This is a genomic window from Affinirhizobium capsici, from assembly GCF_977018625.1.
The window spans coordinates 453,096-474,791 of sequence record NZ_CDRNXD010000004.1 but is presented as its reverse complement, the minus strand read 5'-3'; the positions used below and the strand labels follow the sequence as shown (position 1 = coordinate 474,791).

General features: G+C 56.7%; 20 protein-coding genes. 2 read left to right on the top strand and 18 right to left on the bottom strand.

What is annotated here, in order from left to right; genetic code table 11:
• The first annotated feature begins 208 nt into the window (after window positions 1-208).
• On the top strand, window positions 209-895 hold the full coding sequence (locus AC0JZ1_RS05655; protein WP_471881441.1) for a Crp/Fnr family transcriptional regulator: 687 nt from the start codon (window positions 209-211) through the stop codon (window positions 893-895).
• A gap of 40 nt (window positions 896-935) precedes the next feature.
• On the opposite strand, the gene aidB is transcribed toward AC0JZ1_RS05655, so the two are convergent.
• The 17 genes from aidB to AC0JZ1_RS05570 all read right to left on the bottom strand — a co-directional run bounded on the left by aidB (window position 936) and on the right by AC0JZ1_RS05570 (window position 18,190).
• Window positions 936-1,754, bottom strand: a complete 819-nt coding sequence (gene aidB, locus AC0JZ1_RS05650) for an AidB family quorum-quenching N-acyl homoserine lactonase (RefSeq protein ID WP_471881440.1) — start codon at window positions 1,752-1,754, stop codon at window positions 936-938.
• Window position 1,755: 1 nt separating this feature from the next.
• The gene (gene ureG, locus AC0JZ1_RS05645; protein WP_471881439.1) at window positions 1,756-2,367 is read right to left on the bottom strand and encodes an urease accessory protein UreG; all 612 of its coding nucleotides are present in this window, start codon (window positions 2,365-2,367) and stop codon (window positions 1,756-1,758) included.
• A 20-nt stretch (window positions 2,368-2,387) separates the two neighbouring features.
• Complete coding sequence (locus AC0JZ1_RS05640; protein ID WP_471883367.1) at window positions 2,388-3,059, bottom strand: urease accessory protein UreF; 672 nt, start codon at window positions 3,057-3,059, stop codon at window positions 2,388-2,390.
• 6 nt (window positions 3,060-3,065) lie between these two features.
• Window positions 3,066-3,557, bottom strand: coding sequence for an urease accessory protein UreE (ureE, locus tag AC0JZ1_RS05635; RefSeq protein ID WP_471881438.1), 492 nt, complete (start codon window positions 3,555-3,557; stop codon window positions 3,066-3,068).
• A gap of 20 nt (window positions 3,558-3,577) precedes the next feature.
• On the bottom strand, window positions 3,578-5,290 hold the full coding sequence (gene ureC / locus AC0JZ1_RS05630; protein ID WP_471881437.1) for an urease subunit alpha: 1,713 nt from the start codon (window positions 5,288-5,290) through the stop codon (window positions 3,578-3,580).
• A 66-nt stretch (window positions 5,291-5,356) separates the two neighbouring features.
• Window positions 5,357-5,776, bottom strand: a complete 420-nt coding sequence (locus AC0JZ1_RS05625) for a lysozyme inhibitor LprI family protein (protein ID WP_471881436.1) — start codon at window positions 5,774-5,776, stop codon at window positions 5,357-5,359.
• Window positions 5,777-5,804: 28 nt separating this feature from the next.
• Window positions 5,805-6,110, bottom strand: a complete 306-nt coding sequence (locus AC0JZ1_RS05620; protein ID WP_471881435.1) for an urease subunit beta — start codon at window positions 6,108-6,110, stop codon at window positions 5,805-5,807.
• 16 nt (window positions 6,111-6,126) lie between these two features.
• Window positions 6,127-6,381, bottom strand: a complete 255-nt coding sequence (locus tag AC0JZ1_RS05615) for a DUF1272 domain-containing protein (protein ID WP_471881434.1) — start codon at window positions 6,379-6,381, stop codon at window positions 6,127-6,129.
• Between the two features lie 3 nt (window positions 6,382-6,384).
• Window positions 6,385-6,687 carry an urease subunit gamma gene (locus AC0JZ1_RS05610; protein ID WP_471881433.1) on the bottom strand — a complete coding sequence of 101 codons (303 nt, stop codon included), beginning with the start codon at window positions 6,685-6,687 and terminating at the stop codon, window positions 6,385-6,387.
• A 21-nt stretch (window positions 6,688-6,708) separates the two neighbouring features.
• Complete coding sequence (locus AC0JZ1_RS05605; RefSeq protein ID WP_471881432.1) at window positions 6,709-7,533, bottom strand: urease accessory protein UreD; 825 nt, start codon at window positions 7,531-7,533, stop codon at window positions 6,709-6,711.
• On the bottom strand, window positions 7,470-8,675 hold the full coding sequence (locus tag AC0JZ1_RS05600) for a CE1 family esterase (protein WP_471881431.1): 1,206 nt from the start codon (window positions 8,673-8,675) through the stop codon (window positions 7,470-7,472). Before AC0JZ1_RS05600 ends, AC0JZ1_RS05605 begins: the two co-directional genes overlap by 64 nt.
• 124 nt (window positions 8,676-8,799) lie before the next feature.
• Window positions 8,800-9,495 carry an urea ABC transporter ATP-binding subunit UrtE gene (gene urtE / locus AC0JZ1_RS05595; RefSeq protein ID WP_471881430.1) on the bottom strand — a complete coding sequence of 232 codons (696 nt, stop codon included), beginning with the start codon at window positions 9,493-9,495 and terminating at the stop codon, window positions 8,800-8,802.
• A gap of 5 nt (window positions 9,496-9,500) precedes the next feature.
• Entirely contained in the window at window positions 9,501-10,259 is a 759-nt protein-coding gene (gene urtD / locus AC0JZ1_RS05590) for an urea ABC transporter ATP-binding protein UrtD (protein ID WP_471881429.1), read from the bottom strand.
• Between the two features lie 4 nt (window positions 10,260-10,263).
• On the bottom strand, window positions 10,264-11,433 hold the full coding sequence (urtC, locus tag AC0JZ1_RS05585; protein WP_471881428.1) for an urea ABC transporter permease subunit UrtC: 1,170 nt from the start codon (window positions 11,431-11,433) through the stop codon (window positions 10,264-10,266).
• On the bottom strand, window positions 11,430-13,034 hold the full coding sequence (gene urtB, locus AC0JZ1_RS05580) for an urea ABC transporter permease subunit UrtB (RefSeq protein ID WP_471881427.1): 1,605 nt from the start codon (window positions 13,032-13,034) through the stop codon (window positions 11,430-11,432). The genes urtC and urtB overlap by 4 nt, the downstream gene beginning before the upstream one ends.
• 124 nt (window positions 13,035-13,158) lie before the next feature.
• A complete protein-coding gene (gene urtA, locus AC0JZ1_RS05575) occupies window positions 13,159-14,448 on the bottom strand; it encodes an urea ABC transporter substrate-binding protein (RefSeq protein WP_471881426.1) in 1,290 nt (429 codons plus the stop codon).
• Between the two features lie 130 nt (window positions 14,449-14,578).
• Window positions 14,579-18,190 (bottom strand): hypothetical protein, encoded by a 3,612-nt coding sequence (locus AC0JZ1_RS05570; protein WP_471881425.1) that lies wholly within the window; start codon window positions 18,188-18,190, stop codon window positions 14,579-14,581.
• A gap of 381 nt (window positions 18,191-18,571) precedes the next feature.
• Here AC0JZ1_RS05570 and AC0JZ1_RS05565 point away from each other — a divergent pair, with 381 nt between their 5' ends.
• On the top strand, window positions 18,572-20,779 hold the full coding sequence (locus AC0JZ1_RS05565) for a methyl-accepting chemotaxis protein (protein WP_471881424.1): 2,208 nt from the start codon (window positions 18,572-18,574) through the stop codon (window positions 20,777-20,779).
• 71 nt (window positions 20,780-20,850) lie between these two features.
• Here the strand turns inward: AC0JZ1_RS05565 and olsC are convergent, their stop codons facing one another.
• On the bottom strand, window positions 20,851-21,675 hold the full coding sequence (gene olsC / locus AC0JZ1_RS05560; RefSeq protein ID WP_471881423.1) for an ornithine lipid ester-linked acyl 2-hydroxylase OlsC: 825 nt from the start codon (window positions 21,673-21,675) through the stop codon (window positions 20,851-20,853).
• Between the last annotated feature and the right edge of the window lie 21 nt (window positions 21,676-21,696).

Here is a 21,696-nt window from a genome sequence, read left to right as displayed (position 1 = left end):
ATTTGATTTTACGCATTCCGAGTGTCTGGATTGACATCGATCAATCCAGACACTCGCTTGCCGTGATAATCAACGTTCATGACATCGGAACAGGCAGTCAGCCATGGCCCGATGCGGGACGGAAAGATGAAACCAAGACGCACATTTTCTCAATGTGCGCGCGGTTCAAGAGAATTTTCAGGTCAGCCGAATGATGGGGAATCGGGAGATGCTGGATAGAAGTAACAGGGCAAATCAGCGGGAGCGAAATCTTCTCGCCAAAACGTCCTTCATGAAGAACTTGTCGCCGTCGGCCCTGGAGAGCCTGCTGGACAGCGCTCAGACCGTTTCGCTTCCGGCGCGTTCAACTATTTTTCGTGAAGGTGAGCCAGCAACTGCGATCTACTGCCTTCTCGCAGGCTATGCGCGGCTCTACCGGATGGGCAAGGATGGCCGGCAGGCGGATTTCCGCATCTGCACGCCGGGTGAAGTCTTTGCCGAATGCCTGGTTTTCGGGGGATCCAATTATCCTTATAGCGCACAGGCCGCTGAAAACCTCAGCGTGGCCAGACTGGATGCGAAAGACGTTCGCGAACTTGCCGAACGCGATCCAACCGTTGCCAAAGCGATGATCGCCGCACTTTCCGAACATCTCATCGTCACCACCGAAACTCTGGTGAACGATCGATTGCATACTGCTCCACAGCGCGTGGCGGATTACCTTCTGGAACGCTGCCCGGTTGATGCTGGCTCTGCCTCCATTCGCTTGCCTTTCCAGAAAAACCTGCTGGCTGGAATGCTTGGCCTTGCGCCGGAAGCGCTTTCCCGCGCCTTCTCCTCGCTCAAGCGAGCAGGCGTCAGCGTTCGTGGCCGCGTTATCCAGATCAGTGACGTGAAGGCACTGAGAGAAATGTAACTCTGAGGAGGCCGGAATAATCACTTCCGGCCTTGTCCCATCATGCTTCGATAAAGCGCCAGACAGAACCAGCCTGCTCCATGCGAACAAAGCCGGAGACGTGGCCACCGGACGCCACCCAGCCTTCCTGAACAGTACGCGCAAAGATGCGGCGGCGGCTCGCCGCTCCCGATGGAGCGTCTGCATCATAGATGAAGCAGAAATCGGGATCGTCCAGTTGCAGTGAAGGGGCGTGAACAAGGTCTCCCCACAGAATAAGCTTTTCAATGCCTTCGCCGATCAGATAGCCGGAGTGACCGGGCGTATGGCCGGGCATTGAAACCAACTCTATTCCCGGCAGAACCGGCCCCTCTGCAACGGGGGTGACACGATCTGCGTAAACGTCGAGAAGCCGGGCGGCGATATCGAACCCACCGCGCCGATAGGTGGGCACGGTTTCCTTCAACTCGGTCCTGGTGAAGAAAGCGAGATCGGCTTCCGGCACCACGATTTCCGCCTCCGGAAAATAGCGCCCGTCATCTCCAAACAATCCAAGCGCATGGTCTCCGTGCAGATGCGTCACAAGAACGCGCTTTACGTCACCGCGCGAAATGCCTGCCGCTTCCAAGGCTGCGCGACCAAGCCCAAGCTCTGGTCCCCAGAACGGGCCAGTGCCGGCATCCACCAGCATCACCCCATCCGGGCCGGCAAGGGCAAACAGGTTTACATCCATGTCTATGGTTGGTGTTTCGCAGGCTGCAATGGCCGCATCGCGCCTAGCTTCGCTGGTTGCGTGATGCAAATGCTCTTTCGGCGCCTTGTAAACACCATCGATCAGGATCGTTACCTCATAGGCACCGAAACGACGGGAGACTGGCATGTCAAAGCCCCCCATGCGTTTCAAGGAAGCGAACGATATGGTCCACGCCCTCGCCGCGCTTAAGGTCGGTAAACACGAAGGGCTTGGCTTCGCGCATACGAGCCGCATCGCGGTTCATCACGTCGAGATCAGCCCCCACATAAGGTGCCAAATCCTTCTTGTTGATGACGAGAAGATCGGAGCGCGTAATGCCCGGCCCGCCCTTCCGTGGGATTTCCTCTCCCTGACAGGTAGAGATGACGTAGATGGTAATATCCGCCAGATCCGGTGAGAAAGTCGCGGCCAGATTATCGCCACCGGATTCAATGAACACCACGTCGAGATCGGGAATACGCTCATTCAACCCCGCAATCGCTTGAAGGTTGATCGTCGCATCCTCGCGGATGGCGGTGTGCGGGCAGCCACCGGTTTCCACGCCAACAATGCGGTCTGAAGACAAAGCCTGCATCCGCACCAGCGCTTCGGCATCTTCCTTGGTGTAGATATCATTGGTGACGACCGCGACCGAATATTGCTCGCGCATAGCCTTGCAGAGCTTTTCCGTCAACGCCGTCTTGCCGGACCCGACAGGCCCGCCGATGCCAACACGCAAAGGTCCATTCGTGGATTTCATTGTCTGATCCTCAATATCTTTCATGATCGAAACAGGCGGGAAACCTGCGTTTCATGGCGCAGTGAAGCAATATCCGCCTGCACGGAAGCGGTGCCTAAATCATCCAGGTCTGAAATGGCAGCCTTGGCCGCCACCCCTGCCAGCATCGGCTCAAGTTCCGCCAAAATGCGCACGCCATCCTGCTGCCCAGCCACGCCTAATCTTATGCCCGCCGAAACACCTTGCGAAAGAGCGGCGTGCAGGAAGGCCGCAATCGCCGCTTCGGCCTTGATCCCATGCCCAGCAGCAACCGCACCCACCCCGATGGGGTAGGCGCAGTCCTTCGGCAGACGCGCAAAAACATCTGATGGCCAGGCTTGCGCGGCAGCGATGAAGGCCTTGCCAAGAAGCAGCGTTTCCTGATGCCGCTCCGCCGAACCGGCAAGCGCCAGCGCCAGTTCACAAAGCTCGGCAAGATCACCCTCTTTCTTGTCCGCATGCATGGCGGCGGCAAGAAGAACCGCATCATTCCACAACGTACCGTGGCCGAGAAGTGTTGAAAGCCAGGCCCGAAGCCCTGAAGCATCCGTCACTAGACGGTCATGAACTGCACGTTCAAGACCGGAGGAATAGGCAAAGCCCCCCACCGGAAAGGCGGGAGACAGCCATGCCATGAGACGCAGCAGGCTTTGCGTGCTGGAAGCGCCCTCCATCACGGCTCAATCGTGATGATGGCCGTGGCCATGATCGTGGTTATGCCCATGATCATGCGAATGACCATGGCTGTGATAGGCACCTCGAGCAGGCTGGAAGGGCCCTTCCACTTCCGTCACAGTCGCCCCAAGCCCTTGCAGCATGGAGCGGATCACATGATCGCGCAGGATGAGAATGCGGCCTTCCTCGATCTGGGCTGACAAATGCCGATTGCCCAGATGCCATGCCAGTTCGATGAGATGCAGCGTATCACGTGCTTTCACTTCGAATAGCTTTTCCGCCGCCGCCTTCACTTCCACGGTGTCGCCGCTCTCCAGAACCAGCCGGTCACCATCATGGAACAGCACCGCTTCCTTCAGGTCCAGCATCACCATGTCGCCATTCGATAGGTGCAGAAGCTTGCGCCGCAGATGGCGCAGATCATGCGGAAGAGTGACCGTGTCGATTGGCGGATCGCTGACTTCGCCAGCGGGACGATAGGAATGAACATGCTGCATTTTTTGGAACTTTCACAACATCAAAACAGAAAATAGCGCTGTGCCATGGGCAGAACCGTGGCCGGTTCGCAGGTCAGCAATTCGCCGTCGGCGCGCACTTCATAAGTCTCCGGGTCCACCTCGATATGCGGTGTCAGATCGTTGAGGATCATGGATTTCTTGGAAATGCCGCCGCGCGTGTTTTTCACCGCCACCAATTGCTTGGCAACGCCGAGACGATTTGCAAGGCCGTTATCCAGCGCCGCCTGGGAGACGAAGGTAACGGAAGAATTCGTGCGCGCCTTGCCGTAAGCGCCAAACATCGGGCGATAATGCACCGGCTGTGGCGTGGGGATAGATGCGTTGGGATCACCCATTGGGGCCGCGGCAATCACGCCGCCCATCAACACCATATCCGGCTTCACGCCAAAAAAGGCGGGGTTCCAGATGACGAGATCGGCACGCTTGCCGACTTCGATGGAGCCGATCTCGTGGCTTACCCCATGCGCAATGGCCGGGTTGATGGTGTATTTCGCCACGTAGCGACGAACGCGGAAATTATCGTTATCGCCCGTTTCCTGTGCCAGTGCGCCGCGCTGGCGTTTCATCTTGTCTGCCGTCTGCCAGGTGCGGATGATCACCTCACCCACGCGGCCCATGGCCTGACTATCCGATGAGATAATCGAAAACGCACCGATATCGTGCAGGATATCTTCTGCCGCAATGGTTTCCTTGCGGATGCGGCTTTCGGCAAAGGCAATGTCTTCCGGGATCGACGGCGACAGATGGTGACAGACCATCAGCATGTCCAGATGTTCCGCCAAAGTATTGATCGTATAAGGCCGGGTCGGGTTGGTGGACGACGGGATGACGTTCAGCTCGCCGCAGATCTTGATGATATCAGGTGCATGGCCGCCGCCTGCCCCTTCCGTATGGAAGGCGTGAATGGTGCGGCCCTTGATAGCTCCGACCGTATCTTCCACAAAGCCGCTTTCGTTCAGCGTATCGGTGTGGATCATCACCTGCACGTCATACTCATCGGCAACCGAGAGGCAGCAATCGATAGCGCCCGGCGTTGTGCCCCAGTCTTCATGCAGCTTGAGCGAAGTTGCGCCGCCCAGCACCATTTCCTCAAGTGCTTTTGGTAGCGAGGCATTGCCTTTGCCCGCAAAGGCAAGGTTCATCGGGAAGGCATCAGCGGCCTCGATCATGCGGGCAATGTGCCACGGTCCCGGCGTGCAGGTGGTGGCAAGCGTCCCGTGGGCTGGCCCCGTACCACCACCCAACATGCAGGTGAGGCCTGACATCAGCGCCTCTTCAATCTGCTGCGGGCAGATGAAGTGAATATGGGCATCCATGCCACCGGCGGTCACGATCTTGCCCTCACCCGCAATCGCTTCCGTGCCGGGACCGACAATGATATTGACGCCCGGCTGCGTATCCGGGTTGCCAGCTTTGCCGATCGCGACGATGCGGCCGTCCTTCAGGCCGATATCCGCTTTCACGATGCCGGTATGATCCACGATTACGGCATTGGTAATGACCGTATCGACAGCGCCATCTTCCCGGCTCACCTGGCTTTGGCCCATGCCGTCGCGGATGACCTTGCCGCCGCCGAACTTCACCTCTTCACCATAGCTGGTGAAATCCTTTTCCACCTCAATGAAAAGCTCCGTATCGGCAAGGCGCACCTTGTCGCCCACCGTAGGGCCGAACATGCTGGCATAGGCAGCGCGAGACATCTTGTAAGGCATGGGCTCTTTTGCTCCATCATGCATGGATGAAGCGACGCCCCTCGCGCCTGCCCCATCCGAGGTTTGTTATTGACCGAGTGGCTCGGCGAGATCTTTGAGTTCCTGCGTGCGGTGTTTGGTCATGCGCGTCAGGCAGACGATGTTCAGCATGGTTTCCAGCGTGCCGCCACGGGCCTGGAAGCCTTCCGCCGTGCATTGGTTATCGCGATAGGTGATCCACGCACGCTGGCCCTGCAACAGCGCCGTTTCAGCGCCGCGCTGGTCTTCCTCCAGCTCCTTGTCCCAATCGGCCATGGCCTTGCGCGTCAGCTTCCACTGGTCGTTCAGCACCTTATCCGCCGCGTCATATTCTTCCTGGGCGCAGGCGTTCATTTCCATCTGCGTTTCCTTGTTGCCGCAGTCGAACTCCGGCTTCTCTTCCGCAGAGGAAGGCCCATCCTGCAAAAGCACGCAGCCGCACAGCATGAGGGCAAGGACCATTTTCATTCTGCGCTCCCCCATTTCAACACGCCCTTCATAAAGCGCCCATGATCTTCTGGCGAAAACCATAAACCTCCCGCTTGCCGGAAAGCGGGATCAGCGTCACCTCGCGGGTTTGACCGGGCTCAAAACGCACCGCCGTTCCCGCGGGAATATCCAGCCGCATACCCCTGGCCTTTTCACGGTCAAAAACGAGGCCCGCATTGGTCTCGTAGAAATGATAGTGGCTACCCACCTGCACCGGGCGATCACCCGTATTGGCAACCTGAATGGTCACAGTCGCATGGCCTGCATTGAGTTCGATTTCGCCGCTGGCGGCAATGATTTCCCCTGGGATCATGATCTTTCCCCTCTCCTCAGGCAGCGCTCAGATCGGCGCAGCCTTCAGCCTTGAAGACACGCACGACAGACGGTGGGTTGTTGGCAAGCTTGGCTGCAGGCCGGATAGGCCGACGAACCAGTTCGCCGCCGCAGTTCGGGCAAGTTCCTTTCAGGCGATCTTCCACGCAATCGGCACAGAAGGTGCATTCAAAGCTGCAAATCATCGCCTCTCGGCTATCGGGGCCAAGATCGCGGTCACAGCATTCGCAATTGGGACGGAGCTGAAGCATGGCTTACCTGATTGGCTCGTGAACGGTCACCAGTTTGGTACCGTCCGGGAAGGTTGCTTCCACCTGCACATCATGGATCATCTCAGCCACACCTTCCATCACCTGATCACGGGTGATGACTTCCGCACCCGCCTTCATCAGGTCCGACACGGCGCGACCGTCGCGCGCACCCTCGACGACAAAATCTGTAATCAGCGCAATGGCTTCCGGGTAATTCAGCTTCACGCCACGCTCCAGGCGGCGGCGGGCCACCATGGCGGCCATGGAAATCAGAAGCTTGTCTTTTTCTCTTGGACTGAGGTTCATGGGTTCCCCGATTTTTATCGCTCAGATGTTCCAGACTTTCGGCACGTTTGCATCTTTTCGCAAGAGCGAAATGACCGGAACCAGAAGTTTTCGCAGCGCAAAACCATGCTCAGCCGCAGCACGGATAACGAGCTTATCCTTCCACAGGCTTGCGCCTGCATAACCTTGGTCGAGAAGTGGATAGAGACGCGGCAGATAGGCTTCCAGATGCGGGCCTGTGTAGAGCACAGTGGCAAAAGCAACTTTGCCGGAGAGCACGGCGGGTTGCTGGCCAAGCAACGCAATCTCGCCTTCCATGCACACCTCCTCCGCGTGGATAAGCTTGCCGCCACGGCGCACCCGCCAACGGTCGCGGAAGAAGCCGTTTTCCGTGCGCTCACCACGCGCCGTGCGGCCAAGGATCACCGCTTCAACGGCCAGGAATTCTGCAGTGGAGTGAAGATCAACGTGAAGTTGGCGGGTGAGAGAGGCGCGATCGAAGAGGATGCTTTCCTGCGGCAGCCAAGCCACGCGGCTACCCTCACCGGCCTCGATTTCGCTTTTCAGAAGCGCTGTATCGGCAGAAGCCTTGTAAATCTTCTCATTCGCCTGCGTGGTCACGGTCACATCCGTGCCGGGACCGGCGCAAAGCGACCATTCCAGGCGGTCGCCGCCGGTCAAACCACCGGAACTATTGATGAGAATGGCTTCAAGAGAATTGTCGAAGGTTTCCGGCAAACGGATCTTGCCGCACCCTTCCTGATAGAGTTCGGCGAGCCGCGTGCGGCCCGCCAAATGTTTCGTTACAAGGCGCCCTTTGCCCCGAGCGCGCTGCGGCGCTGGTCCACCGGCTGGCTGTTGCTGCACGTCATCCCCTCGGCATTCGTCGTGGCCGAAACACCATCTGCCGCACAGCCTACGGCCTGAACCTTGGCCTTGGCGGCGGAAGGCTGGGCAGTTGCCACGACATCAGTGCTATCGGCTTTGCGGAAGAAGTCCCACATCCGGTAAGCCGGATCAACATTTGGATCGAAGCTTGGCTTCTTGACTGATGATACCTTCACGACCCCCGCTGCCTGCCCGTCACTTGCAGCAGCAATAACATTGGCCTTGGTGCTCGGCTTTGGCCAATCATGGGTGCCGTTTGCAAACTCATAGGTCGCGATGCGTGCACCCTTCTGGCAGGTATCCATTAGGCCATACGTTACGCCATCAATCGTATCAGGCTTGGTTCCGGACTTGCAGCCGTCCAGTTCCATCCAGCGTTGAAGCGCGGTTTTGAAGCTATATTGCCAATAGGGCTTGCCGCCGCCGGAATAAGGGTTCTGCTCATCCTTCACACCGGCAAAGGCCATGATGGATATCGGCTTGGCAGGTGCGCAAGTGGCGGGGTCCGGGCCCCATTTGCCTTCCGCATTTTCCACAGGCAAGCCGACACGCAGAGAATTGACGAAACCGGCACCGGCAAAATCCCCCGCACCAGAGCAGAGATAGGCAGAGAGCATACGCCCGCCACCGGAATAGCCGGAGGCATAAATCTGGGCGGGATCAACGCAGTAATCCTGCTTCACGCGCTCCACGGCTGCCTTAATGTAGGCTACCTCATCCAACCCACCCTCACGGAAGGTGACGCCTGGCACGTTCCAGGCATAGGTGCCGGACGCAGAGCCTGACAGGCTTCCCTGAGGCGCGAAAACGATGAAATTGTTCTTCGCCGCTACCTTATCCCAGGAGCTGCGCACCATCTGACCACGCGGATTGCTGTTGCTGCCGTGGAAATCGAAGACCACTGGCAGCTTGTCAATGCCAGTATAGCCTTGCGGAATGAAGGCGAGGCCAGAGCGCAGAGCGCCACCAACCTGCAACGACATTTCGTGATAACCCGGTTTAACCGGAGTGCCGCAACCAGCGGCCTCGGCCACGGCGCTTGCGCCCACTAAAAATGCTCCAGCCGCAGCAATACGGGTAAGAGCACGGACGAAAGATCCGGAGCGAATTCCAAATGCCATCAAGCGCCTCGCGAAGAAGAGTGCGTGGAAAGGATACATGCGATGGATGAAAACCGCGCTCCGATTATCATATTCGTTAATACTGTTAAACCCCGTCACCAGAAGGCAGCTATGCAAAAATGCGTTACACTGTCAGATGTCGCCGTGCTTCCGGCGTATCCAGCGTTTCCGCCGCCCCTTGATGAACGATTTCTCCCCGATCCATGATGTAGACATGATCCGCCAGTTCACGGCAGAAGTCGAGGTATTGTTCGACCAAAAGGATGGCCATCCCTGTTGAATCGCGCAAATATCGAATGGCTCTGCCAATATCCTTAATAATAGATGGCTGAATACCTTCGGTCGGCTCATCCAGTACAAGAACTTTAGGCCGTGTTACCATAGCGCGACCAATCGCAAGTTGCTGTTGCTGGCCACCGGAAAGATCTCCGCCGCGACGGGCAAGCATCGAATTGAGCACCGGAAACAGGCTGAATATGTCATCCGGTATGAAGCGCTCCTTGCGAGGCAGCGGCGCAAAGCCCGTTTCCAGATTTTCCTGCACCGTCAGAAGCGGAAAGATTTCCCGCCCCTGTGGCACATATCCAATACCTCGGCTGGCGCGATTGAAGGGTGCAAGCCCCTGCAAGCTCTCGCCATTGAAGGAAATCGCCCCGCCGCTAATGGGATGCTGGCCCGTAATGGCGCGAAGCAGCGAGCTTTTGCCCACGCCGTTTCGACCCAGCACGCAGGTGATCTTGCCCATCGGCGCTTCAATGGAAACACTACGCAGTGCCTGTGCCGCACCATAATGGAGGTTGATGTTGTCGACTGTCAGCATGGTGATCACCGCCCCAGATAATTCTCGATAACCTTGGGATCGTTCGATACGAAATCGATTGATCCTTCGGCGAGCACAGAGCCTTCCGCCAGGCATGTCACCTTCACGCCAAGGTCGCGGATGAAGCCCATGTCGTGTTCCACCACCACAACGGAACGGCTTTTGGCGATTTCGCGAAGAAGAACGGCAGTCTCGGCGGTCTCGGCATCCGTCATGCCCGCGACCGGCTCATCGACCAGCAAAAGCTTGGGCTCCTGCGCCAAGAGCATGCCGATTTCTAGCCATTGCTTCTGTCCGTGGGAAAGGTTGGCTGCCAGTTCGTCGCGCCGATGCGTGAGGCGGATGGTGGCGAGGATTTCCTCTATACGATCCCGATCTTCGCTGGAGAGACGGTAGAACAGCGTGGAAAACACGCCGCGCTTGCGGTTCAGGGCAAGTTCCAGATTGTCCCAGACCGTATGGCTTTCAAACACGGTCGGCTTCTGGAACTTGCGCCCGATGCCCAGTTGCGCGATATCGGCCTCGTCCCGCTTGGTCAGGTCCACCGTATCTTCGAACAGAACCGTGCCGCTATCCGGCCGTGTCTTGCCGGTGATGATATCCATCATCGTAGTCTTGCCGGCCCCGTTCGGGCCGATGATGGCGCGAAGCTCACCCGGCTCTACGACGAAAGACAGGGAATTCAGCGCCTTGAAGCCATCGAAGGAAACGGACACGCCATCGAGATAAAGCAGCGATTTGGATTTGCTGTCGGTGATATCCATGGTCTCACTCCGCTGCCTGAATATGCGAGGCTGGTTGATCGTCATTCTGCCCGGCCTCAAGGCGCGCCGATGCCTTGCGGGCTCTGCGGCCAGCCAGCCCATGCTGCACCGTGCCGACAATGCCCTTCGGCAGGAACAGCGTAACGAAGATAAAGAGAGCGCCGAGCGCATAGAGCCAGAATTCCGGGAAAGCGCCGGTGAAGAAGCTCTTGCCGCCATTGACCAGCACCGCGCCGATGATCGGACCAATCAGCGTGCCGCGACCGCCGACCGCCGTCCACACCACGACTTCGATGGAGTTGGCAGGCGCAAATTCGCCGGGGTTGATGATGCCGACCTGCGGCACGAACAGCGCACCGGCAATGCCCGCCATCATGGCGGAAGTGACGAAGGTGAAGAGCTTGATATTCTCCACCCGGTACCCAAGAAAGCGCACACGGCTTTCCGCATCCCGCACGCCCACCAGCACCTTGCCGAACTTGGAGCGGGTGATAGCCGATGCCAGCACGAGGCAGACCGAGAGCATAATGGCTGAGAGCGCGAAAAGGACGGCGCGGGTGCCATCTGCCTGAACGGAAAAGCCGAGAATATCCTTGTAATCGGTCAGACCGTTATTACCACCAAAGCCCATATCGTTGCGAAAGAAGGCGAGCATCAGCGCATAGGTCATGGCCTGAGTGATGATCGAGAGATAGACGCCGTTGACGCGGGAGCGGAAGGCAAACCAGCCGAACACGAAGGCCAGCAGGCCGGGAACCACCAGCACCATCAGCGCCGCGAACCAGAACATATCGAAGCCATGCCAGAACCACGGCAGTTCTTTCCAGTTCAGGAAGACCATGAAATCCGGCAGAAGCGGATCGCCATAAACACCACGGCTGCCGATCTGGCGCATGAGATACATGCCCATGGCATAGCCACCGAGTGCGAAGAACGCGCCGTGGCCAAGCGAAAGAATACCGCAATAGCCCCAGACGAGATCCAGCGCCAAGGCCAGCATCGCATAGCAAAGATACTTGCCCATCAGTGACATCATGTAGGTCGGGATATGCAGGGCGCTGTCTGGTGGTAGCAGAAGATTGCTGGCAGGAACTGCCACGGCCACCGCCAGGATGATGGCAATAGTGATAAGGATGCGGCCTTCGAGAGCGCGCAGAATGAAGCTGGAAATCATGCTTCCACCGCCCTTCCCTTGAGCGCGAACAGGCCGCGCGGTCTTTTCTGGATAAAGAGAATGATAAGGACGAGCACGAGGATCTTGCCGAGAACGGCTCCGGTCCAGGGCTCCAGGAACTTGTTCAAGACACCGAGCGACAAGGCACCCACCAGCGTACCCCAGAGATTACCCACGCCGCCGAACACCACGACCATGAAGCTATCAATAATGTAGGACTGGCCCAGATTGGGCGAAACGTTATCGATCTGGCTGAGCGCAACACCAGCAATGCCCGCGATGCCGGAACCGAGTGCGAAGGTGAAGGCATCGACCCATGGCGTGCGAATACCCATGGAAGAGGCCATTCGGCGGTTCTGCGTGACGGCGCGCATTTGCAGACCAAAGGCGGAGCGCTTCATCAGGATCAGTAGCCCAACAAATATCGATAGCGAAAAGGCCACGATCCACAGACGGTTCCAGGTGATTTGCAAGCCACCCAGCGCAAAGGCACCAGACATCCAGGACGGGTTTCCAACCTCCTGGTTCGTCGGTCCAAAGATGGATCGCACCAATTGCTGGAGAATGAGCGAGACGCCCCAGGTGGCCAGCAGTGTTTCCAACGGGCGGCCGTATAGGAAGCGGATGACTCTGCGCTCGATGACGAGACCGACAGCACCGGTAACGAGAAAGGCAACCGGAAGCGCAATCGCCAGCGACCAATCGAACAGGTGCGGTGCGTGGCTGCGGATCGTCTCCTGCACCATGAAGGTGGAATAGGCACCGAGCATGACCATTTCGCCATGCGCCATATTGATAATACCCATGACGCCAAAGGTGATGGCAAGACCGATGGCGGCCAGCAGCAGAACAGAGCCGAGCGACATGCCGTACCAGATGTTCTGGCCGATTTCCCAGAATTTCAAATTGGTCTCGATGGCGGAGATAGCCTTATCCATATCCGGCTTCAGGCTCGCATCGATGGAAGACGAAACCGACATCAAGATGCTGATCCCATCGCGACCGCCGAGATTGGCGATCGTGGAAATAGCCTGACGCTTTTCCTCGACCGCACGATCAGAAATAAGGACCGAGGCAGCACGCGCTTCTTCCATGCGCGTCTTCACCTGACCATCGGTTTCCTTGGCAAGGGCTGCCTCGACAAGTTCGAGATTTTCCGCACTGGGCGATTTCAAAACTGCATCGGCGGCAGACAGGCGAACATTCCGGTCAGGGCTGAGCAAGGTGAGCCCGCCAAGGGCCGAGCGGATGACGCGACGTAGACTGTTATTGATCTTCAGCTTGGCAAGCGAGGCCTTGGGCGCTTCGCCAGCTACCTCGCCACTCACCGGATCGACCAGCGAAACATTGGTACCGGCAGGCTTGATGATGAAGACGGCATTATCGGATTTACGGGCGTAAAGCTCGCCTTCCGCAAAAGCTTCAAGCGCTGGCACAATGCGCGGATCGCCGGTGGCGGCAAGCTGGCCGATCAACTGTTCGGTCTGCTTGAAATCTGCCTTGCCCAAGGCGTTGAACAAAGCCTGAGGATCGGACTGCGCAAGACATGGCGCGGCGAGCGAGACGACCAGAAACAGGATCGATAGGAGAATTCGTAGCATGAATGTTGCCCCTGATTGCAGTAGACGCGGCTCGCGTCCATGCGTGGGGCTTACCCCCTGTCCGATAGCACAGAGGGGGGTAAGCGTAGTCTAGAACGTCAGCATGGAGGTTGGCCGCTTGGGCTTAGCTGCCCTTGCCGCCGCACTTGCCGGTCGCGACATTGAAGTTGCCGCAAGACATTGGCTTTCTCCAATCAGAGATCAGATCCTTGGAATCCGGCAGGTAATCCGACCATTCATCACCCACGACGGCTGGCGTCTGCTGCACCACTTCGAACTGGCCATTGGCCTGGATTTCGCCAATCAGAACCGGCTTGGTGATGTGATGGTTCGGCATAACGGTTGAAGTGCTGCCGGAAAGGTTCGGAACGGAAACGCCGATGATGCTATCGAGAACCTTATCTGTATCCGTCGTGCCTGCCGCTTCCACAGCCTTTACCCAGGCATTGAAACCGATATAGGCGGCTTCCATCGGGTCGTTCGTCACGCGCTTTTCGTTCTTGGTATAGGCGTGCCAGGTCTTGATGAACTCGGCGTTAACCGGCGCATCGACGGACTGGAAGTAGTTCCAGGCAGCCAGATGACCGACGAGCGGTTTGGTATCGATACCAGCCAGTTCCTCTTCACCAACGGAGAAGGCAACGACCGGAATGTCTTCTGCCTTGATGCCCTGGTTTGCCAGTTCCTTGTAGAATGGCACGTTGGCATCACCGTTGATCGTGGAAACCACCGCCGTCTTCTTGCCTGCGGAACCGAAGGACTTGATCTTGGAAACTTCAGTCTGCCAATCGGAAAAGCCGAATGGCGTGTAGTTTACGATGATATCCTCAGCCTTCACGCCCTTGGACATGAGATAGGCCTTCAGGATCTTGTTGGTCGTCTGCGGGTAAACGTAATCTGTGCCTTCCAGCACAAAACGCTCAACACCTTCCGAATTCATGAGGTAATCGACAGCCGGAATGGCCTGCTGGTTTGGTGCAGCACCCGTGTAAATGATGTTGCGGGACGATTCCTCACCTTCATATTGCACGGGGTAGAAGAGAATGGAGTTCAACTCTTCGAAAACTGGCAGAACGGACTTGCGCGAAGAGGATGTCCAGCAGCCGAACACGGCGGCAACCTTATCCTTCGAAATCAATTCGCGGGCTTTTTCAGCAAAGAGCGGCCAATCGGAAGCCGGATCGACAACCACGGCTTCCAGCTTCTTGCCCAGAACGCCGCCCTTCTTGTTTTGCTCATCGATGAGCATCAGCATGGCATCTTTCAGCGTCGTCTCGGAAATTGCCATCGTGCCGGAGAGCGAATGGAGAACGCCGATCTTAATGGTGTCGTCGGCGGCGAAAGCACCGTGGAATGCGGTTGTAGACATGATGGCAGCGATCAGCGCACCGCCGAGCTTGGCTTTGGAAATCATCGTCGAACCCCTCTTCTTGTTGTGCAACAGCCCGTGAAGCCATTCGTTAACCGTTGCTTCACGGACTATCCTTCGCTGCACCGCAAAACCCCATACGTCGAATGACGTATGGGGAGGGCGAAAACCGGAATTACCAGATGAAGCTGGGGTCCGGCCCAAACTCGAAGTTCACCTGATCGCCGGTGTACTTGCCGAGCTTTTCATTCAACGCCACTTCCATCTTGTCGAGCTTCTGCACGCCCTTGATCATGTCGTAGAGACCCAGGCCGAAACCTGCCAAGGCACCCACAGCACCTGCGACCATGCCGCCAGTGGCCATGACGGACTTGAAGGCGCCCGAGGCCATGGAAGCGACGTCTGCTGTCACTCCTGCCGCATGGAAGAGCCGTGGAATAGCATTGGTCAGATGCACCATGCCTTCCGTGAAGCCAATCGCAGCCGAGGCAGCCCCTGCCGTTCCGCTGATGATTTCCAGAGCTCCCTTGACTGGTTCGCCCTGCTTGATTGAGCGGGCTGCACTGTAGAAGGAAAGGCCCGCCATTGCGGCACCACCGGCTGCTCCCAGGATTTTGCCGCCTGCCTCAAGGTTTTTGGGATTGACCACGGATGAAAGAGCCTTGCCGAAAGTTCCATCCGTCGTTCCAAATGCACTGAAACGCTTGCCTGAGGCATCAAGGTTCTTGGCCAGTCCTTCGGTAACCATGCCGGAAATCTGCACGCCTTGACCAACAGATGCGGCAATTTCATCCGCCGTCCATACTTTGCCCGGCTGCAAACTGCGAGAAACAAGAACGCTGCTCATGGCCAAGGCCTGAGCGCCGTGCATGATACCAGCTTTGTAAAGCTCGCCGTCCACCCCAATCGGTGCGGTGCGTTCACCAACAGATTTTCGCAGACTTGTGATTGCATCGTCCAGTTTCATGCCGCCGCGCATCAGACCGATCACAGTATTTGCGTCACGCGTGATGTCCTGGGCATAATTGACCTTCAGCGCGACCTGATTCATTTCGGAATTATTGGCATTCTTGCCCATGAATTCGAGCGCCAGCGCATCGGCAGCAGGGCGCAGCGTTGCCGAATTCCCCTTGTCATCTGCAGTGAACTGCGAGAGGTCGCCCGGTTTGCCATCTCCGAGATAATGATCCTGTACGCGCTGAGAGAGGGTTGCAGTAGCAACGTTCATCTTCAACCGGACGAAATCGGAGGGCAAAGCTTCCGACAAAGTTGTCAGCTCCGAATTGTAGGACTGCATGGCATCGTCGAAACTTTTGCCCTTCTGCAATTCCCGATCGAGAGCCTTTCCTCCGACAATGTCATCAAGATAGGCCGTTTTCAGTCGGCTCTGAAGAGCCTCATTCTCAGGACGTGACACATAATCCTGAATGGCCTTGCCAGCCAACATGTTAACATGCGTTTGCGTATCAACATCCTGCATCAGATTGTTGATGCGATTGTCGATATTCTGCCCTACCTTGTCGATGCCGGGTACGCTATCTCCATAGTTGTTGTCATAAGCGTTGAAGTTTTGCTTCAACTCGACCAAATCGACCAGCAGCGCAGATTTCTGCTCCGTCGTCAGACTTGCGAGGTTCTTGTCATTGTCTGGGTTCACAAAGCCTCGGTCGACACCGGAAAGGCTGTCCTTCAGCAGAGAAAACTTCTGATCGTCCAACTGCTTGGCATCGGACTCGAAGGTTTCTGATGCAATACCGATCTTCTGCCAATGCTGGCTTTCCAGAATATCAGATTTGGTAATCGGATCTGCTTGTAAATTGCTCTGGTAAGCAGTCACATCCGGCAAGGGGCCGACCTTTTCCATGGCCTCCCGGTCGCGGTTCATGTACTGCATGACGAGCTTGTCGTTCTCGTTCAAACCCTGGTAGCGATAATCTTTGGGAGGAGCATTGTTTCGAGGAAGATCCTTCAATCCATCATAATTGATGTATTGCTGTTTGCCTTCATCCGCTTGGGCTACCTTTGATTCGGCAAGCTGATGCGCCTGAACTTCGCTCATCGCAGTCGCTTTACCCCTGAGGTTTTCTTCCGTCTTCGTTTTGAGATCGTCCCTTGTTGCCTTGGATGCCTCTGAATCCTTCGATGCCTTGGAAGCTGCCGAAGCTTCGGAAGCTGTCAGTTCCTTGCCATCCTTGGCATCAGCAGACTTAGAACCAGCCTTGGCTTCCGCTGCCTTGGCATCGGTTTTGTCGCCCTTCAGCTCAGCCTTCGCGTCCGCTTCCTTTGGATTTCTGGCTTCAGAACTCTTGGTTTCGGCAGGCTTGGCTTCGGTGGGCTTCGTCGTGGAGGCCTCGCCGCCCTTGCCGGCAGCGGACTTGGGATCAGCCTTGGCTTCCGCTGCCTTGGCGTCGGTTTTGTTGCCCTTCAGCTCAGCCTTCGCGTCCGTTTCCTTTGGATTTCTGGCTTCAGAACTCTTGGTTTCGGCAGGCTTGGTCTCGGTGGGCTTCGCCGTGGAGGCCTCGCCGCCCTTGCCGGCAGCGGACTTGGGATCAGCCTTGGCATCCGCTGCCTTGGCGTTAGTTTTGTCGCCCTTCAGCTCAGCATTCGCGTCCGCTTCCTTCAGATGCTTGGCTTCAGAGGTCTTGGTTTCGGAGGTCTTGGTCTCGGTGGGCTTCGTCGTGGCGGCCTCGCCGCCCTTGCCGGTAGCGGACTTGGGATCAGCCTTGGCATCCGCTGCCTTGGCGTCGGTTTTGTCGCCCTTCACCTCAGCCTTCGCGTCCGGTTCCTTTGGATTCCTGGCTTCAGAGGTCTTGGTTTCGGTGGGCTTGGCTTCGGTGGGCTTCGTCGTAGCGGCCTCGCCGCCCTTGCCGGCAGCAGACTTGGAATCAGCCTTGGCATCCGCTGCCTTGGCATCGGTTTTGTCGCCCTTCACCTCAGCCTTCGCGTCCGCTTCCTTTGGATTCCTGGCTTCAGAGGTCTTGGTTTCGGCAGGCTTGGCTTCGGTGGACTTCGTCGTGGCGGCCTCGCCATCCTTGGCATCAGCAGACTTGGAATCAGCCTTGGCATCCGCTGCCTTGGCATCGGTTTTGTCGCCCTTCACCTCAGCCTTCGCGTCCGCTTCCTTTGGATTCCTGGCTTCAGAGGTCTTGGTTTCGGCAGGCTTGGCTTCGGTGGACTTCGTCGTGGCGGCCTCGCCGCCCTTGCCGGTAGCGGACTTGGGATCAGCCTTGGCTTCCGCTGCCTTTGCGTCAGTTTTGTTACCCTTCACCTCAGCCTTCGCGTCCGGTTCCTTCAGATGCTTGGCTTCAGAGGTTTTGGTTTCAGAGGTCTTGGTTTCGGTGGGCTTTGCCGTGGCGGCTTTCGGGTCAGACTTTGCATCCGTCTTCTTCGGGGCGGCTGTCGCAGGCTGCTTTGGCTCAGAAGCCTTTGGCGTGGCAGTCTTGGTATCAGCTTGTCTCGAATCCGCCTTGGCTTCTGTTGGCTTGGCAGCAGAAGCCTTCTCAACAGGTTTGCTCTTCGGGTCAGGCGTTACTTTTCCCGTTGTCCCCTGCTGAGAAGGTTCTTCACGTCGGGGCATTGGTAGGACTTTGGATTGTTGTGCCTTGGCCGAAGCGTTGGGATCAACTTTCGCCGCAGCACCCTGGGTAACAGGCTGGGCTTTTGTCTGAGAAGTATCAGACTTCGGCTTTTCAGGAACTTTTGCTGCTGCTGGAGCAGGTTGCTGTTGAGCGGGTTTAGGTGCCTCTGTTTTTCTCGCGGCACTTCCAACACTGTTGACCATCGTCATCAAACCTTTCGAAGAACTTGGTTACAGCGCGTGCCTATTGTGGTTAATCAAAAGTTTTATGACAATTTAACAAGTAATATAAATGAATGTCATGTTTATTTTGAATTTGCTATAAAAGAAAAGCCGAAAACAGGATACAAAACAAAGAGTAAACTTTAATAACTACCTGACAATTCAGCTAGAGAAGTAGAATTTATCTGAAAAATTCGCTGGATTCACATCGCGTCTGACTTCTAAGTAGACGAATGTCTCGCCGCCGCAGGTTGAGTAAGCATGTTAGTGATTATTTATTTATTCTCACCGACACTGCATCTCGAAAGAGGCAATGCGAGGGAGGGCGATTTTCCTCACTCCTTGCCGTTGGATCGGATGGAATGAGCGATGCACACGAGACTAACGAAATCCCTAGCGCTGAAGCTTCTGCTGGTGAGCGTCACGGTCATTACGGTTATCCTGGCCACGACCTTTACGTATATTGTCACAGAGGTGCGCAACCGTGTGATCACCAGCACGCTGGAACAAGCGCAACTGGATGCCAAGAGCACGGCACAAGGTTTCGATGCCAAGATGAGCATGGTCGTCGGCGCGACGCGCTCCATGGCTGGCGAAGTGGAAAAAGGCTTGGCCAACGGCTACCTGACCCGCGAGATGGTAGTATCATCGCTTCCATCCTTGATCGAACGCTTCGACTTGGTCTTCGGCTCATGGATGACGGAAGCCGATAAAGGCTTTGATGGCAAGCTGACTGCTGGCATCTCAACCAGCCAAGGTACGAACGCTGGAGGCGCATTCACCCCCTACTGGACGCGCGCCGCTACCGGCACGGAACTCGTGCTGCCGGACAAAATCGATTATGATGCTCAATACTACGCGCTTCCATCCAAAAGCCGCAAAACCGCCGCGACAGATCCATACCTGGAAGACAATGGCGTCAACCAGACCATGATGAGCATCGCCGATCCGGTGATTGTCGATGGCAAGTTACGCGGTGTCCTTGGCACGGATATTGTGCTTGCAACGCTCTCTGACTCACTGAAAAACGAGAGGCCATTCGGCACGGGTCGCGTCTATCTTCTCTCCGGAAGTGGAAAATGGCTCACAGCGCCTAACGATTCCCTGATTATGAAAGACTATGACGACGTTGGGAAAGAACAGGTTCAAAAGTCACTTGGCGATGGGAAAACCCGGATCGTCGAAGGTGTAAAGGGAGCAGAGGACATTGATGTCTACCGCGTTGTCTACCCGTTCGAGCTAACAGGCCTGAATACACGCTGGTATATTGTGGAGGATGTACCAGTCTCTGTCATCACGGCTGTTGTGAACCAGCAAACCTTGACACTTGTATTGAGTGCAATTGTCATCCTGGCCGCGGTGATCGTGGCCCTTCTCGCGGCAGTGCGCCTGTTTGTGCAAAAGCCGCTTGGCGAATTGATGCTGGAGGTCGCTCGCCTCTCCAATGGCGACTATGACAAGCCCGTATTTGGCCAGAACCGCGGCGATGAAGTCGGTGCCCTCGCAACCTCTCTGGAAAGTTTCCGTCACAAGCTGGCGGATGGCCGATCACTGGAAGCCACGAACGAAAGCCAGCGTCTGGCTGCCGACGAAGCTCGCAACATGAGCGAACAGGAACGCGCGGCAACGGCCGAAACACAGCGCAAAATCGTTGATGCACTGGGCAGAGGTCTTGCCCGCCTTTCCGATGGCGACCTGACCTACCGGATCGATGAAGCCTTCCCGGATTCCTACAAAGTTCTGCGGGACGACTTTAACTCGGCGGTCCAAAGCCTTGAGCAAATCATTGCACGGCTCAACCAGTCTGCACACACCATCAGCGATGGTAGCGGCGAAATCAGCCGCAGTGCCGACCAGCTTTCAAAGCGCACTGAACAACAGGCAGCAAGCCTGGAGGAAAGTGCGGCGGCGCTGAATGAAATCGGTGAGAAGCTCAATGAAACGGCGCACAATGCCGGCGATGCGGCCAAGAAGGTGGATGGCGCCTGCGCCGATGCTGATCGTTCGGGACAGGTGGTTCAACGCGCTGTTGCCGCCATGGAAGGAATTGAGGATTCATCCAACAAGGTAACGCAGATCATCGGCGTCATCGATGAGATTGCCTTCCAGACCAACCTGCTTGCGCTCAATGCAGGGGTGGAGGCGGCTCGCGCCGGAGAAGCAGGCAAGGGTTTTGCCGTTGTTGCCCAGGAAGTTCGTGAACTGGCACAGCGCTCCGCCAACGCAGCCAAGGAAATTAAAGCGTTGATCTCCGCATCCAGCGATCAGGTCCAGCAAGGTGTCGCACTCGTGGGCGAGACCGGCGAGGCGCTACACCGCATTGCCGAGCAAGTTCAGGAAGTGAACGGACTGATCCAGCACATTTCCCGCTCCGCGCAGGAGCAGGCTTCCGGCCTTCGCGAAATCAACATCGCGATGAACCACATGGACCAGACAACGCAGCAGAATGCCGCGATGGTTGAGGAAACCTCCGCTGCATCTGCCGTTCTGAACGATGAAGCCCGCTCGCTGCGGGAGATGGTCGAACGCTTCCAAATCAGCGGAAAATCGCAGCAGCAGATGCGCCGCGTCGCGTAAGTCATTCGCTTCAAAGATAAAGAAAGGGCGCGAGCATTCAATGCCGCGCCCTTCTTGTATGATCTTCCGCTCTATTGCTTCGGTTGATTGCGAAGCGCTTCTGCCTGAGCGTAGAATTTCTTCTCCCACTCTTTATGGTTATCCAGCCCCTCCCGAATGAAGGGGGTGAAGATAGCCAGATGCATCAGCATCCAGTTCACGAGGCGCGCCGGGAACTTCAGCGGCTTGACGAAATCCACGAACAGAACGACGCGTGTCTTGTCCGTGTGGTTCCAGGCCTCATGCTCATAGGCATCGTCGAAAATAAGCACCTTGCCCTCCTCCCAGTGGCAGATCTCGTTTTCCACCCGGATCGCAAGCTTTTCGCGCGGCTCAGGAACGATCAGACCGAGATGAAGACGCAGCACGCCATTATAGGGTCCGCGGTGGGCAGGCAAATGCTTTCCCGGCTCGAAGATTGAGAACATCACCGTGGTGAGGCCAGGAATTTTCTGCATGGCTTTCCACGTTTCCGGGCAGGCTGCGATATTCTGTTCAGAGCGCACACCAAAGCCAAGCAGGAAGAAGGTCTTCCAATGATTATCGGTCGAAATGGTTTTGACATCAGCCGAGATGTCTTGAAACGAAGGCAATTCGTGCTGGCGCACAAGAATGCGGTCCAATTCTGCGCGGATGGCGGGCGTCGCGGCCTCTATGTCCTTCACCCACGGAAAGGTAGCATTATCGTAAACCGGCGGATTGCCGAGCTTGGCATATTTCAGGTTCAAGCTTTCTGCCCATGCCACGATACCCATGAAAAAGCGCGTGATCCGGCTTGGGCGGTCCATGGGCGCGATGCCCGTTGTGCCGAAATTCTGCTGCGGAGAGGATAGATTGGTATTTGTTGTAGGCTTCACGGCGACGGCCTCAATGTCATG

Excerpts from the sequence above, each read along its gene's own strand:
- AC0JZ1_RS05655 (WP_471881441.1), top strand. The coding sequence starts at position 209 with ATGCTGGATAGAAGTAACAGGGCAAATCAGCGGGAGCGAAATCTTCTC.
- aidB (WP_471881440.1), bottom strand. The coding sequence starts at position 1,754 with ATGCCAGTCTCCCGTCGTTTCGGTGCCTATGAGGTAACGATCCTGATC.
- ureG (WP_471881439.1), bottom strand. The coding sequence starts at position 2,367 with ATGAAATCCACGAATGGACCTTTGCGTGTTGGCATCGGCGGGCCTGTC.
- AC0JZ1_RS05640 (WP_471883367.1), bottom strand. The coding sequence starts at position 3,059 with ATGGAGGGCGCTTCCAGCACGCAAAGCCTGCTGCGTCTCATGGCATGG.
- ureE (WP_471881438.1), bottom strand. The coding sequence starts at position 3,557 with ATGCAGCATGTTCATTCCTATCGTCCCGCTGGCGAAGTCAGCGATCCG.
- ureC (WP_471881437.1), bottom strand. The coding sequence starts at position 5,290 with ATGCCTTACAAGATGTCTCGCGCTGCCTATGCCAGCATGTTCGGCCCT.
- AC0JZ1_RS05625 (WP_471881436.1), bottom strand. The coding sequence starts at position 5,776 with ATGAAAATGGTCCTTGCCCTCATGCTGTGCGGCTGCGTGCTTTTGCAG.
- AC0JZ1_RS05620 (WP_471881435.1), bottom strand. The coding sequence starts at position 6,110 with ATGATCCCAGGGGAAATCATTGCCGCCAGCGGCGAAATCGAACTCAAT.
- AC0JZ1_RS05615 (WP_471881434.1), bottom strand. The coding sequence starts at position 6,381 with ATGCTTCAGCTCCGTCCCAATTGCGAATGCTGTGACCGCGATCTTGGC.
- AC0JZ1_RS05610 (WP_471881433.1), bottom strand. The coding sequence starts at position 6,687 with ATGAACCTCAGTCCAAGAGAAAAAGACAAGCTTCTGATTTCCATGGCC.
- AC0JZ1_RS05600 (WP_471881431.1), bottom strand. The coding sequence starts at position 8,675 with ATGGCATTTGGAATTCGCTCCGGATCTTTCGTCCGTGCTCTTACCCGT.
- urtE (WP_471881430.1), bottom strand. The coding sequence starts at position 9,495 with ATGCTGACAGTCGACAACATCAACCTCCATTATGGTGCGGCACAGGCA.
- urtD (WP_471881429.1), bottom strand. The coding sequence starts at position 10,259 with ATGGATATCACCGACAGCAAATCCAAATCGCTGCTTTATCTCGATGGC.
- urtC (WP_471881428.1), bottom strand. The coding sequence starts at position 11,433 with ATGATTTCCAGCTTCATTCTGCGCGCTCTCGAAGGCCGCATCCTTATC.
- urtB (WP_471881427.1), bottom strand. The coding sequence starts at position 13,034 with ATGCTACGAATTCTCCTATCGATCCTGTTTCTGGTCGTCTCGCTCGCC.
- urtA (WP_471881426.1), bottom strand. The coding sequence starts at position 14,448 with ATGATTTCCAAAGCCAAGCTCGGCGGTGCGCTGATCGCTGCCATCATG.
- AC0JZ1_RS05570 (WP_471881425.1), bottom strand. The coding sequence starts at position 18,190 with ATGACGATGGTCAACAGTGTTGGAAGTGCCGCGAGAAAAACAGAGGCA.
- AC0JZ1_RS05565 (WP_471881424.1), top strand. The coding sequence starts at position 18,572 with ATGCACACGAGACTAACGAAATCCCTAGCGCTGAAGCTTCTGCTGGTG.